General features: G+C 36.1%; 13 protein-coding genes. 8 read left to right on the top strand and 5 right to left on the bottom strand.

Annotation, left to right across the window (positions count from 1 at the left end):
- Positions 1-6: 6 nt before the first annotated feature.
- The 5 genes from O4O04_RS18910 (at position 7) to O4O04_RS18890 (ending at position 5,797) form a co-directional block, all read left to right on the top strand.
- Positions 7-915, top strand: a complete 909-nt coding sequence (locus O4O04_RS18910; RefSeq protein ID WP_272533437.1) for a porin OmpL1 — start codon at positions 7-9, stop codon at positions 913-915.
- A 25-nt stretch (positions 916-940) separates the two neighbouring features.
- The gene (locus tag O4O04_RS18905) at positions 941-2,539 is read left to right on the top strand and encodes a hypothetical protein (protein ID WP_272533436.1); all 1,599 of its coding nucleotides are present in this window, start codon (positions 941-943) and stop codon (positions 2,537-2,539) included.
- Positions 2,540-2,712: 173 nt separating this feature from the next.
- On the top strand, positions 2,713-3,525 hold the full coding sequence (locus tag O4O04_RS18900) for an LBF_0142 family lipoprotein (RefSeq protein WP_272533435.1): 813 nt from the start codon (positions 2,713-2,715) through the stop codon (positions 3,523-3,525).
- Positions 3,522-4,187 (top strand): class I SAM-dependent methyltransferase, encoded by a 666-nt coding sequence (locus O4O04_RS18895; RefSeq protein ID WP_272533434.1) that lies wholly within the window; start codon positions 3,522-3,524, stop codon positions 4,185-4,187. The genes O4O04_RS18900 and O4O04_RS18895 overlap by 4 nt, the downstream gene beginning before the upstream one ends.
- Positions 4,188-4,222: 35 nt before the next feature.
- Positions 4,223-5,797 (top strand): methyl-accepting chemotaxis protein, encoded by a 1,575-nt coding sequence (locus O4O04_RS18890; protein ID WP_272533432.1) that lies wholly within the window; start codon positions 4,223-4,225, stop codon positions 5,795-5,797.
- Between the two features lie 31 nt (positions 5,798-5,828).
- Here O4O04_RS18890 and O4O04_RS18885 read toward each other — a convergent pair whose 3' ends face one another.
- Genes O4O04_RS18885 through zigA form a run of 3 tightly spaced genes read right to left on the bottom strand, consistent with a single transcriptional unit; the run spans position 5,829 to position 7,840 of the window.
- The gene (locus O4O04_RS18885; protein WP_272533431.1) at positions 5,829-6,104 is read right to left on the bottom strand and encodes a hypothetical protein; all 276 of its coding nucleotides are present in this window, start codon (positions 6,102-6,104) and stop codon (positions 5,829-5,831) included.
- Between the two features lie 52 nt (positions 6,105-6,156).
- A complete protein-coding gene (locus O4O04_RS18880; RefSeq protein ID WP_272533430.1) occupies positions 6,157-6,588 on the bottom strand; it encodes an SRPBCC family protein in 432 nt (143 codons plus the stop codon).
- A 31-nt stretch (positions 6,589-6,619) separates the two neighbouring features.
- Positions 6,620-7,840, bottom strand: coding sequence for a zinc metallochaperone GTPase ZigA (gene zigA / locus O4O04_RS18875; protein ID WP_272533428.1), 1,221 nt, complete (start codon positions 7,838-7,840; stop codon positions 6,620-6,622).
- A gap of 158 nt (positions 7,841-7,998) precedes the next feature.
- Here zigA and O4O04_RS18870 point away from each other — a divergent pair, with 158 nt between their 5' ends.
- Both O4O04_RS18870 and O4O04_RS18865 read left to right on the top strand, forming a co-directional pair.
- Positions 7,999-9,309, top strand: coding sequence for an FAD-dependent oxidoreductase (locus O4O04_RS18870; protein WP_272533427.1), 1,311 nt, complete (start codon positions 7,999-8,001; stop codon positions 9,307-9,309).
- A gap of 72 nt (positions 9,310-9,381) precedes the next feature.
- On the top strand, positions 9,382-10,176 hold the full coding sequence (locus tag O4O04_RS18865) for a class I SAM-dependent methyltransferase (RefSeq protein WP_272533425.1): 795 nt from the start codon (positions 9,382-9,384) through the stop codon (positions 10,174-10,176).
- Here O4O04_RS18865 and O4O04_RS18860 read toward each other — a convergent pair.
- Both O4O04_RS18860 and O4O04_RS18855 read right to left on the bottom strand, forming a co-directional pair.
- Positions 10,139-10,858 carry a TerC family protein gene (locus tag O4O04_RS18860; protein ID WP_272533423.1) on the bottom strand — a complete coding sequence of 240 codons (720 nt, stop codon included), beginning with the start codon at positions 10,856-10,858 and terminating at the stop codon, positions 10,139-10,141. The genes O4O04_RS18865 and O4O04_RS18860 overlap by 38 nt on opposite strands.
- A gap of 64 nt (positions 10,859-10,922) precedes the next feature.
- On the bottom strand, positions 10,923-12,281 hold the full coding sequence (locus O4O04_RS18855; protein ID WP_272533421.1) for a GH1 family beta-glucosidase: 1,359 nt from the start codon (positions 12,279-12,281) through the stop codon (positions 10,923-10,925).
- A 111-nt stretch (positions 12,282-12,392) separates the two neighbouring features.
- On the opposite strand from O4O04_RS18855, the gene O4O04_RS18850 reads away from it, so the two are divergent.
- Positions 12,393-13,382: a hypothetical protein gene (locus O4O04_RS18850; protein ID WP_272533420.1), complete on the top strand. Its 990-nt coding sequence runs from the start codon at positions 12,393-12,395 to the stop codon at positions 13,380-13,382.
- Positions 13,383-13,404 lie beyond the last annotated feature (22 nt).

The raw sequence follows: 13,404 nt of genomic DNA, 5'->3' as shown, positions 1-13,404 counted from the left end.
CATTGAATGTTTAAAAAGATTACTAACATCTTTTTGGCGATTTGCGTTTTGCTAGTTACAGCAATTTCTGCAGAGGATGCTAAAAAGGGTCCACGTTCATACCTGATGTTTGGTATTGGAACACAATTAGATTTGGGTCAACTTGGTGGAACTATCACGAAGGATGGATTGGATTCCGCAAGACCTGTAAGATCTGCTAATGGAGACATCGCAGGTGGAACACAGAAGGCGATTTATTCTGAGAATACACTAGTAGCTCTCAACGATACAAGCTTAGGAGCAATAGGTGTAAAGACTAACGGGGCAATGGTTGGTCTCAATCTAAATGTTGGTTATGAATCAGAAGGTCTATTCAATATAGAAAGCTTATTCTGGAGAATCAATGTAAACTATACGCAAAAAGTTGCAGGAGGTTATACAACCTCGACTGTTGCAGGTTATAGATGGCTGGAACAAGAATGGGACTACAAAGCTTGGACAATTCCTGCCTATATCGGAATCAAACTGTATAACGAAAAGAAAGATACGGCATTTTATGTTGGAGCTGGCGTGAACTACTTCCGAGGTGGATGGTCAGTCTCAGGTACAGTCGATGGTGATACATTGGCTGCTGCTTTCCCTGGCATTGCAGGACCTGGCGGATCATTTTTGAGTGATGCACCTTCCCCTTCAATCATAAACGAAAATGCAAAATTCAATGTCAATGGATTCGGACTTAACTGGATTGTAGGTGCACAGACTCAAGTTACAAATAGTGGTCATCTTTTCTTCGAACTGGAAACCATATTATCTGCTGCCTTGGGAAGCGCTGGAACAAAATCTGCCGGTGGAGCTGCCGCTTTGTCTCCATATCCTGCTTATCCAGTTGTTATTGGCGGTCAGACTTATCGCGTCGGTTACAAAATCGAAATCTAATTTCATATAGGAGGAATTACGACTAATGAACTTTAAATCATATATTATTAAAACAATCGCAGTATCAGCGTTAGCAACTCTTGCAATCAATTGTCATCCAGAAAAAGTTGAAGATGATGCATTACTTGCGGGCTTAGTTGCTTCACAAATTAGAGGACTTGCATCAGGTAGCTGTGCAATTTCTATCAATCATGCAGGACTTAGATACGGAGCCATTGTTCAAACTGCAGTTACCCAAGCTGGGACCGCATCGGGAGTCTATACCAATGCTACCTTCAATGGTGGAATTGACACATTTGGACAGACGCAATACGAGGCGGTTACTGGTTCATCAATTTCAGCACAAGGCTTTGCTAGCTATTCTGATGTTCCTTACAACCTAAAATACGATGCATTCTTTGGAACAGGTGGCGATACTTGGACAGATGCCAAAAGAAATGCCGCCCTTGTATGGACAAAAACTTTTCGAGACTACTTTCTTTTCATTGGACACTTAGCTGTGAGTGATAATGCCGGTGCCGCAGCTGCTTTTCCAACGGGAGCAGGAGCAACAGTGGTTTCATTAATTGCAGCGAGCGGAAACCCAGTGAGCTGTAATTCATTTGTGAATTATGTAACAAATTGTGCAGCCATAACCACGACACTTGCTGCATCGTTTGGTGTTGTTGATAGAACAGATGGAACAGGAACTCTAGCTTGTGCCAAGATCCCAAGAGCCAATTGTAGCATTGCTGGTTTAACAACAGCTAATCGTGAAGCTGATATAAAAAGCCAATCTGATTCGGTTGCTGTCATAGCCAACGAACCTGCTTGTCGCAAGCCAGGAGTAAAACTTTTACCAAATGTACAAGCAGCGGCCTTTAAAGGTCTTCCAAATACAGTCCCAGTTTCTCTGGTTACTGGAGTCTACAACCAACCAAACCCCAACCCAGTTACAACTTCCATTGATAGAACGATAAGTATACTTCCGGAAAAAGCTTATCCAAAATTCGGATCACTAGTCGGTCTAGGTTTTGGTGCTTTGATGCCGATCAATAAGAACAATCAAAAATTTGTTCTTTCTGCAGAATCGTATGCGGCAGGCATCAATCTCAGTGCAACACCCGTGGATAATTGTGAACAACTTGGCATGAATAGAGGAATTTCAGTTGAACTACCAAATGACAGTCAATCGGAACTAACTTCGGCTAGAGAAATTTCCTATGCACTTAGTCCGTCGGGAACTGCGGCTTCCCTATATGCAGGACAGATAAGTGCAAGTGGTGGTTCATCTACAGATGCGATCGCTTGCAATCGAACTCTCAGATCCAAGTTTCCGATCTCAGTTGCGCTAGGTGGTGGAAAACTACCGGATCTTCAAGTAACGTCTGGAAATGGTGGTGAGACACAATTACTATCTGTATGTGTATACGGAGGATCAGAGGCAACTCGTGCTTTTCCGAAGGCTCTTCTTGCGTCAGGATTATCAACGGCTACCGGCACCACAATTACTGCGGCTCAGATCGCTGTCTGCGGAGAAGGTAAGCTTACGGAAAATAGGGCAGCATTGCAAAACTCTGCTAAATTGTTCGAAGAAGTTGGCTCTGTAAAAGAAAATACAGTATTTCCCAACACTTCACTCTAATGCTAATGATTTGACTTTGATTGGTTTTGAATCTGAAGATGCCTTTGGATCCAAACCACTCCTGACCTTTGAAAAAAGGTCAGGAATTTTTTTTAGCAGAAAATAATAAAAAACCAATTCCATTTGAGGAAACCAGTTGACCATTACTAATCTTAGAGATTAAACTTGGAAACATGGGTCGATTGCCTTTATTTTTATTTATTACTTTTCTTCAAATTTCCTGTGCGATAGCTGATCTGAGGACGGATCTGCTAATAAATGGTGATGTTCCAGCAGATATTCAAAAGAAAGCAAGAGATCTATTATCCGATCCGATTGATCCTTCTCTTTCTCCATTAAAATGGTCAAAAGTTGAAGCACTTGAATTCTACATGGTAGACTACTGGAATTCGTCTCTTGTTAGATTCTTTACTCCTGTTCCTGAACCTGTACAAGCTATGAAGGTTAGGTTATCGCTTAACAATACAAATATGGATATTACCTTCACGGATGGAAGTCAAAGAGGTAAAATATATGGTTTAGAGAATGGGGAGCCTTTTGTTATTGAAGATGCTTCCGGTAAGGTATTTATAAAAGATTCTGAAGTAAAAGTATATTTGGAATCTCTACGCCTATATCTCTTGCTACCAACTATGTTGCATAAATATGAAAGTCTTGCTTACTTAGGGGAGATTGGACTTGGAGATCATTTTTATCACGAAATATTTGCGACCAATGGAAGTTTTGAAATTTCGGAAAACCATGATCAATATATTTCCTATACCAGAAAGGATACTGGAGCGATTGAATTTATTCAGTTTACTTACAGAGATGTTTTTGATTCTTATAGAGGTGTAATTCACTACGAAAATTATACTTTGGTTGATGGGAAAAGTATTCCAATGAAAATTGCAATTACCAATTCCTTATTGGATGAAGATTTTGTTCATCAATTTCAAATTGGATCCATTCAGTTTTTGTATAAGGAACCAGATTATAGCGAGTGAATCAAAATCCAAGCAAAGTTAAATGTCCACTTTGTTACAATACGAACGGAATTGAACTGTATTCAAGACAACCTATAAATAGGGAATACTACCATTGTGATAAATGTGAATTAATTTTCGTATCTTCATTCTACCATCTAGATCAAGAAACTGAGAAAAGGCGTTATGAAAAGCATGAGAATAGTTACGAAAATTTTGGATATATACAATTTTTGAATCGATCCATTCTACCAACTTTGCCATTTTTAGATGGAAAAAAGATTGGATTAGATTATGGTTGCGGACCTGGACCAGCCTTATCAAAAATTTTATCTAATCATGGATACGAAATGCATGATTACGACCCAAATTATTTTCCAATTTTTCCAAAAATAAAATTTGATTTTCTTTTTTGTACAGAAGTGTGGGAACATTTTTATAACCCAGGAATAGAAATTCCTAAAATTCTAAGTCTTTTAAAGCCAAAAAGTATACTTTCTATCATGACACTTCCTTGGAACAGAATGCACGGGTCAGAAAATTTCTCCGAATGGTTCTATGCAAGAGATGATACGCATGTTTCTTTCTTTCATGAAAAAACTATGGAATGGATGTCAATAAAGTGGAATCTAGAATTGTTATCTCATCCTGAAGAAAGGGTATGGATTTGGAAAACTCCTTGATTCTGTTATCGATTTGAATCCAATAGTTTTCTAAGATGAGTCTTTATTCTAAATTTTCTTCCCATATTCTTGCTCCTTACCAGCATCTTGATTATCTGAGTCGTGCAAGAGCTAAGTATCTTTTAATTTTACAGATAGTGTTTTCGAATGTTATGTTCTGGGGAAATTTAATTCTCTTAATCGTTTTACCAGAATTAGCTGCAAAGACTATGTTTATAATTGTTCCTGCTTTTGCAGGACTTCAGGTGAGTTTATACCTTCTTTATAAGAATAGATACAATACCGCGAGCATAGTTTTCATAGTCGTTCAGATTCTTGCAATTATGGGTGGAATGATTTCCAAAATCTTTGTGTCCCCTATTCAAGCTTTATCAACTTATATGTTTTTCTCATTTTCAATTCTATCATTATGTACATTATTTGCTGGTGTTCGGCTTTTATCTGTCGCATCGCTAATGCTAGTTTCAACTTCAACAAGCCTTTATTTTTATTGTCGTAACATTGTACTTCCTGAATTTCAAGATAGCTTTAAATTGCAGTATTATGATAGTCTTTTAGGTCTTATAATGATTTATTCTGTTGGTGTACTAACAATTCGAATTTTTAGAAAAAATTCTCATCTAATCCAACTCGAAGTACAAAGAGCTTCGGATCTAAATGATTTTATAAAAAAGAATATTAAAGAAAATTCAAGAGAAGTTCTATCCGTATCTCAGAATCTCGCTAATACTGTGTCTTCCGTATCGGAACAGGCATCTCATCAAGTTTCCACTGTTGAAGAAATTGTAGCGAGTATTGAAGAGTTGGAAGCTGGAGTAAATTCTATAACAGATAAATCTATTAATCAAGAATCACGAATGAAAGAATCAAGATCCGATGTGAATCAGATAACAACTTCTAATGATTTAATTTCGAATGAGACCAATAATATTCTGGATAAAATTGACAAAATGATTGAACGTAATCAGATCGCCGAGAAAAAAATTACGTTCATGAAAGATAGTATGAAATCCATTCGCTTGAGTTTTCAAGAGATGAACAAAATTCTAAAAATCATTAATGAGATTTCGAGCAAAGTAAATATGTTAGCCCTCAATGCAGCAATTGAAGCAGCTAGAGCTGGAGAAGCGGGACGCGGATTCACTGTTGTTGCCGATGAAATATCCAACTTAGCGGAAAGAACAAGTGCCAGTATAAAAGGAATAGATGTTCTTATAAAGAAAAGCAATGAAGAGATTTTACTCGGAAGTGATCAAGTAGATACAGCTGTTGAAGAGTATACCGAAGTAGCAAATGCGATTCGATCAATACGTGAGTTGGTTGCTTATCTTAATAATCAAGCGGAATCCCAAACGATGGCAAGCGAACAATTGAAGCAGGGTGTAGATTTGGTAATGGAACTATCTAGAGAGATTAAGAATTCCACTGAGGAATCAAGATCTCAGACAGAAATAATTTCTAGATCTATGTCCGAAATTGGTGACTTTTCAAATGTCTTAGCAACTACGATCAATGGAATTTCTGTATCTTCGCAAAATCTATCTCAATTAGTTCAAGATCTTAACATTAAGATTGAAACTCATGAAAGAGAGATGGCAATCAGAAGTTAGCAGATATGTTCTCAATTAAGCAACAGAATCCTTATTTGTTCTGTTCAATTGAATTTTTGATTTTTGGGATGCAACTAAAAGAGAAACCTTCCATAACATAACAAATTGCATCGTTAGTTTCACATTTTAATGTTTTATCATATTCTTGACCATCGACGGTTGTCGCAATTTTGATACAGACAAATCGGTCTCTCGAATCCGGAGAATTCTTGATCGATTCATTCTCCTGAGCAGAAATGTCTAGATTGAAGGAAAGTAATAGTGAAGCAGAAAGAATTATTATAAAAAAACTTGTTCGAGAAATCATAGATATAATCGATTATATCTAATTGGAAAGTCAATTCAAAAAATTGCTCTCTCTATTTGCCTTTTTCGATGATTTCTATTAGTTTTCTTAAGTTTGCTTCCATTTGGTTTTTCATGATAGGTCTCAAAATAATTTCACTTAAAGAAAGAAGCCCTTTCAAGGAAGTTCGATCAGTGATCTCAAAGTAAGTTCCATTTTCCTTTTCTTCGAAAATATATGTATCCTCAAATCTGAGATCATTGGTTTCACAATAGGCAATTATTTTCTGGTTCTCAATGAATTCAGTAATTATATATTCTGACTGAAATCTCTTTATCCCCATATCAATATCTATTGCGTAGCGAGGAAGTTCACTTGATGAGGAAACTAAACGAGAGGATTTGACAGAAGAATTGTATTCAACCATATTTTCAAAATTAGTTAATTTTTGAAAAAGTTCAGGAAGAGGAATTTTAAAGATTGCTGATACGGTTGTCGTTACCATAATACAATGAACAACAACCGATGTTATCTGATCAAGCAGACATTTCTGTCATTTCAATTTGTTGTGAAAAAGGATCATCATATAGACTCCATACTTCGGGACCTTGAGTAAGTTCTTCGTCTGTGAGCAAGCACTCCTCTAAAGTCTCAATAATTCTTTCTTGATTCATTTTTTTTCCAATGATAACTAATTCTTGTCTTCGATCTCCGTAAGGTTCTTCCCATGATTCCTTAATCGATTCGATTCCTTCTAGATCCTGATTCCAATCTTTTTTTGGAACAGCTGCCCACCAATAGCCCACAGCATCATAGTTACACAATTGCCCTGCTTGTGATAGCATGAAAGCGTGATCAAACATTGTCGCAACCCAGAAAAATCCCTTCGCTCGAACCATCCAAGGCTTTTCTAGAACTAGCCAATCATAGAATCTAAGTGGATGAAATGGTCGTCTGGATCGAAAAACAAAACTCGAAATCCCATATTCTTCTGTTTCTGGAGTATGCTCGCCTCTTAGTTCTTTTAGCCAGCCCGGAGATTGAGATGCCTTTTCGAAATTGAATTTTCCTGTGTTTAAAACCTTGTCCAGGCTAACTTTGCTGTGGTCTGTAAAAATAATTTCAGCATCTGGATTGAGACTTTGTATAATTCCTGTTAGATCATTTTTTTCCGAATCTGAAATTAAATCAGTTTTGTTTACAAGTATTGTATCACAAAATTCTATCTGATCAACAAGAAGATCAACGATTGATCTTTCGTCGTCTTCGCCCGCAGCCATTTTACGATCGCTCAGAAGTTCTAGAGATTTATAATCTTTTAGGAAATTTTTTGCATCAACAACTGTAACCATTGTATCCAAACTTGCAAATTGCGATAGACTCTCACCATTCTCATCTTCGAAAGTAAATGTTTCTGCGATCGGAAGAGGTTCCGATATTCCCGTCGATTCAATCAGTAGATAATCAAATCTACCTTGTTTAGCTAGATCCTTCACTTCCAATAGTAGATCTTCACGTAAAGTACAACATATGCATCCATTTGACATCTCAACCAGTTTTTCTTCCGTTCTGGATAAAGCGGCACCACCTTTTTGCACAAGTGCGGAATCGATATTCACTTCGCTCATGTCATTTACAATTACTGCAACTTTTTTGCCTTCACGATTGTTTAGAATATGATTGAGTAGAGTTGTTTTACCAGCTCCTAAGAATCCAGAGAGAACTGTAACGGGAAGCTTGGAAACTTTTTTGGACATTGAAGACCTCTTGATAGATATACTATAATTTCAAGGATAAAAAGTTGCGAATTTTCGACAAGTCTTTTTGCAACTCAGTTGCATTTTGAGTAAATACAATTTTCGAATTAAAGTTTACTCTGAATCTTTAATCTATCAAACTAATCATATTATAAATTATGAAAAGAATCGCAATCATAGGTAGCGGAATGGCTGGACTCTCCATAGGATATATTTGCAAATCCAATGGATTCGAAGTAGTTCTTTATGAAGCACAAGATTCTTTGAATGGTGGAATGGATGCTCATTCTTTCAATTTGGAAGATATCGATTCGTCTGGTTGGGTTGATCTTCCCCTGAGAATCATGAATCCGACAAGTTGGAAATCTGTTCTTGCACTTGCAAAACATCTTAATGTTCCAACTTTTGAAGTAAGAACTGGGCTTACCTATTTCTATCCAGATGAGAATCCTTGGTTCAAAAGTGGAAGTATATCTGTTCTTGGTTATCGTATACCTTACATTAATTGGAAGTATTGGAATTCAGATGGTTGGAAAATAATAAAAGGGATTCGTTGGTTAAGAAAATACATTCGAGGATCCGATAAAATTTTTGATTCAAAAATGTATAACAATCATGAATCAATGCCAGATTCCGAGATTTCAATCAAAGAACTTTTTATTAATTCAAAACTTGATCCAATTTTCTGGAAAGGATTTCTGCTACCGATTTTGGTTACAATTTGCACATGCAAAGAAGAAATAATCTTAGATTGGCCAGCTCATAAATTGATTCAACTAACGGAACGTTTGCTATTGGGCGAAAATTCACTGCGGTTTACAAACGGAACCAGTTCACTCGTTAAGGCTTTGTTACAAGGTGTAGCACATCATGCAAATACAAAAGTGACTAGTATTACAAAAGAAGATTCTAAAATCAAAATTCAAGACCATACAGGAAGAGAAGATCGTTTCGATTATTGTTTCGTTGCAACTCAAGCTAATCAAACTAACTTTCTAAATCCAATACAATTTAAGCAAGAGCAAGAAATTCTATCTTCATTTTTGTATGATGAGGGGGATTTGATTCTTCATACAGATTCGAGTTTTTTACCCAAAAATAAAAAGAACTGGTCAGCTCTTAACTATCAAGTTGAAAATAATTTAGAGACATCCATGTTTACAGTTTGGGTGAATGCAGTCGAACCCTCAATATCAAAAGGTTCCATCGATCTTTTTCAAACATGGAATCCGAAATTTGAACCGAAGTCAGGATGCGTTGTAAGGAGGTTAAAAATGCAACGTGCTGTAGTTAATAGAAATACGAGATCTGCAATTGATCAACTCAACAAGCTGCATCTTGAGAAAGATAGAAATCTTTTTTTTGTCGGATCATGGGCGAGTCCAGGCATTCCTCTGTTGGAATCCGCTGTTCGATCTTCGATGGAAGTTGCAAGAATTCTAAAATTCAAAATTCCTTGGAACGTTTAAAATTCCAACATCACAGATTGATACCAAATTATAAACTCTCTCCATTCAGAAATAATTTATAAGGTAACTGCTATGCTAAATTCAAGTCTATTAGGTGATGTTTACCCATTTCTATGGGAAAATTTAGGATACTGGAATTCGCAGGTTAATGTTAGCTACCACAATTCATGTGAAGAAATGGTCAGACAACATTTTAGTTTGTTAAAAAAGAAAGATAAAATTAGAATATTAGATCTAGCTTGTGGAAAAGGTGGAAGTATAATAACACTTACATCAGAACTCAGAATTGCCCGTTTGGATGCCATGGATATTCAGGAGGCTTTTTTAAAAATTCCAAAGCAAGAATTCGAGATTCGAAAATTAGGCGATTTAAATTTTGAATTTGAAAAAACAATTTCTGGAAATTCTTCATTTCCGATTCATTTTTATGATTCAATTGTTTGTATTGATAGTGCTTACCATTTTAAAAATATTCCCGACTTTATAAAATCCTGTAAGTTATGGCTTAATTCTACTGGAGAACTGGTATTTACGACAGTTTCGAAAAATTCTGATGAGCGGATCGGATATCTAGATAGATTCCTTTTCTATTTTGCGGGAATTTCAACTTGTTCAGTATTAGAGAATCGAGAAATCAATCAAATACTTACTACAAATGGTTTTTCAAATATAAAGATTCAAACAATAAATGAGCAAGTTTTAAGAGGCTTTGCAAATTGGGTAGATACAATCAGAGAAACTCAGTCAATTTATAATTTATTTTCGTTTGATTGGATCAAAATAAAAGCAACAGCCCTTTTTTGTAAGAGGCTGCTGCGACAAAAAAAGTTTAGCTATGTTTTGCTTTACGGACAACGCGGATATTGATCATTTCAACTATTAGAGAAAATGTCATCGCGAAATAAATGTATCCTTTTGGAATATGAAGCTCCCAGCCTTCGCCAACTAACGAGAATCCTATTAGGATTAAGAAGCTCAATGCTAGAATTTTAATCGTTGGATGATGATCAACGAATTTGGAAATGCTATCAGCAAATATCATCATAACAATAACACTAATTACAACAGCAATGATCATAATTGCAATATGATCCGCCATACCAACAGCAGTAATTACAGAGTCTAGAGAGAAAACAATATCTAGGATCGCAATTTGAATTAGGACAGATAAATAGGATACTTTTTTCTTGACTGTGTTGTTCAGGTTTTCTACTTCTCCTTCCATTTTTACATGAATTTCATGTGTGGCCTTCGCTATTAGAAACATACCACCTACGATAAGGATAATATCTCTTCCAGAAATACTCTTAGAAAAAATCTCAAAAATCGGCTCAGGCAATGTCATAACCCAGCTCAATGAAAAGAGGAGAAGAACTCTTGTTCCCATAGCAAGCAGCAGTCCAATTCTACGTGCTGAGCTTTGTTTATTCGGTGGAAGCTTACTCGATAAAATTGAAATAAAAATGATATTATCAATACCAAGAACAATCTCAAGTAAGGTTAAAGTAGCTAGTGCAAGGTAGGTTGATGAGAGAAGCCAGATTTCCATTAAAACAAGAGATCCAATATTTTCTAGTTATGACAACTCTGAATTACGAAACCGCATAAAAAATTTATTCTATATATTGAAACCCATTCTTTCGAATGACATTAGAATACCAATCTGCAGATTTTTTTGGAGTTCGTTTGAAGTTGGGATCATCTCTATCGATATGAACAAGTCCGAATGTTTTCTCATATCCTGCCTGCCACTCAAAATTATCCATAAATGACCAGACAAAATATCCTCGGACATCTGAACCTTCTTGAATGGAGTGGTAAATATTTGTTAAATACTCTTTTAGATAAGCTATTCGATTGTGATCATGAACGATTCCATCGCTACTTGGAGATTCTTTGAACGCAACTCCATTTTCAGTAATGAATATTGTAGGGTTTCCATATTCTTTTCGAATCCAATCCAGTAAATCCTTGATCCCTTTTGGATAAATTTCCCAGTCCATACTCGTGAATTCGGCATCCTTATATTTAGGTTTTACCGGTATAAATCTAAAAAGCGGGATTGGTGCAGCCCTTACAATGGAACGAGTGTAATGATTAACTCCCAGAAAATCAGTTGGTTTGGAAATAATTTGTAGATCTCCAGGATGAATATTTCGTCTGTTCTGAGAATAGATTTCTTCTTCAATTACTGAAGGATAACGCCCTTTAAAAATTGGATCCATCCACATCGAATTCTGAATGGCATGAGCTCGAGCAACAGTTTTCTCTCCGCAATTCCATTTGAAATACTGAACGGGAGATAATGCATTTGTGATACCAACTTTAGATTTTGGAAAATTACTTCGAATTCTTTCTAAAGCTAATCCATGAGCAAGTAAAAGATTGTGTACTACTTTAAGTGATGAATAAGGTCGGATAAAACCTGGCGGATGAACTCCTAGAATATAACCAGTAACATAAATAATCCATGGTTCATTGATTGTAATCCAATTCTTTACACGATCTCCCAATTTATTAATTACGATTTCCGAATAATCCGCAAATCTCTCAGCAGTTGCTCGATTCATCCAACCGCCTGATTCTTGCAACTTAGAAGGTAAATCCCAATGATACAAAGTAACAAATGGATTGATTTTTTTAGTTAATAATTTATCAACTAGTCGATCATAGAACTCTAATCCTTTAGGATTTACAGATCCATCGCCATTTGGAACAACTCGTGGCCAAGAAATCGAAAATCTATAGTTTGGGTAACCCAAATCGCTCATTAGATCAATATCTTTAGAGTATAAATTGTAATGGTTACAACCCAGATCACCATTATCGCCATTGTCAATTTTGCCTTTTCTTCTTACAAAATCATCCCAGATAGATAATCCTTTACCATCGACATTCCATCCACCTTCGATCTGATATGCGGATGTCGCAGTCCCCCATGTAAAATTCTTGGGAAATTTAAGTTCGTTCACAATGAACCCAGTTTCGATCACTTAATTTTGCAGGCAATTCATTCTAAATAAAAAAATTGACAATTGCGTAAATATTGACATACTTATGCTTATTGTTTGCAAGGATTACCAATGAAAGATTTCAGAAAACCATACAAAGATGTAGGGCAGAGCAACCCGAATTCCGAAACTAATTACAACAATTCCTTTCAAGTTTATAAGCCTAATCAAGGTGATAGCTCCACAGTCTCTTTCAAAAACATTTTCATAGTTAGTGCAATTGCCCTTGCTGGGTATTTTTATTATTCTTCTTCAACTGCGACGGATTCGATTTCTGATACACAGGAACGGGAAATTGTTTCTGAAGAAAATGCTGGAATTTTTTCAGAATTAGTTGTAGCAATCGAATCATCCATTGAGGAATTTTTAATTTTCTTAGAAGAAGTTGATGCTGCCCTAGATGAAAATCCTGATTCTCAAGTATCTTCCTTATCAACAGATGCAGAATCAGATTCAGAATCTTCTGAACTCAATGACGGCTTTGAAACTACCGGACCTTTGCCTTTCAAAGAATTCTCAATCGCTACACGTGGTTCAACATATTTTATTTATGGAATTTTGGAGAATACAACCGACCAGATATTAGGTCAGATAAGAATCAATGCCGAGGTAGTTGGTAATTCTTCTCTTAGTGATAAATACGGATTCACAATTACAAGCTATGTTCTTCCAGGAAAAACCACCCCGTTCGAAATCATCATGTCTGGATGGGACGGAACAGGAGAATTGAAATTTTCGAATTCGATATCGCCATATCACAATCCTAACTTCACTATGCCTGATATCAAAATTGGTGCAGGTACTTGGGTTGCTGGAACTTACAAATATTCTTATGATTTGAAATTTGAGAATAAAACTAAGAAGCCGATTCGCTTTCCGCAACTCATCCTCGTCTTAAGAAATGAATCAGGGCAAATTGAAGAGATCACGAGAAAATACATCGCAACGAAAGAAGAAGACTACACAATGAAGGCGAACGCAAAGGTTGATGTAAGCATCGAATCTTTTGGTCGAAATTCGGTTCCATCTAACACAGAAGTATTTTTTTCTCACCTTCCATGATAGAAAGGAAATTGATAAAATT

It is taken from the genome of Leptospira sp. GIMC2001 (genome assembly GCF_028462125.1).
Classification (GTDB): Bacteria; Spirochaetota; Leptospiria; order Leptospirales; family Leptospiraceae.
Note: the sequence above shows the minus strand (reverse complement) of the source record. Positions and strands in the feature narration are given on the sequence as shown.

Coding starts and splice junctions, on each gene's coding strand:
- O4O04_RS18910 (WP_272533437.1), top strand. CDS start 7: ATGTTTAAAAAGATTACTAACATCTTTTTGGCGATTTGCGTTTTGCTA.
- O4O04_RS18905 (WP_272533436.1), top strand. CDS start 941: ATGAACTTTAAATCATATATTATTAAAACAATCGCAGTATCAGCGTTA.
- O4O04_RS18900 (WP_272533435.1), top strand. CDS start 2,713: ATGGGTCGATTGCCTTTATTTTTATTTATTACTTTTCTTCAAATTTCC.
- O4O04_RS18890 (WP_272533432.1), top strand. CDS start 4,223: ATGAGTCTTTATTCTAAATTTTCTTCCCATATTCTTGCTCCTTACCAG.
- O4O04_RS18885 (WP_272533431.1), bottom strand. CDS start 6,104: ATGATTTCTCGAACAAGTTTTTTTATAATAATTCTTTCTGCTTCACTA.
- O4O04_RS18880 (WP_272533430.1), bottom strand. CDS start 6,588: ATGGTAACGACAACCGTATCAGCAATCTTTAAAATTCCTCTTCCTGAA.
- zigA (WP_272533428.1), bottom strand. CDS start 7,840: ATGTCCAAAAAAGTTTCCAAGCTTCCCGTTACAGTTCTCTCTGGATTC.
- O4O04_RS18870 (WP_272533427.1), top strand. CDS start 7,999: ATGAAAAGAATCGCAATCATAGGTAGCGGAATGGCTGGACTCTCCATA.
- O4O04_RS18865 (WP_272533425.1), top strand. CDS start 9,382: ATGCTAAATTCAAGTCTATTAGGTGATGTTTACCCATTTCTATGGGAA.
- O4O04_RS18860 (WP_272533423.1), bottom strand. CDS start 10,858: ATGGAAATCTGGCTTCTCTCATCAACCTACCTTGCACTAGCTACTTTA.
- O4O04_RS18850 (WP_272533420.1), top strand. CDS start 12,393: ATGAAAGATTTCAGAAAACCATACAAAGATGTAGGGCAGAGCAACCCG.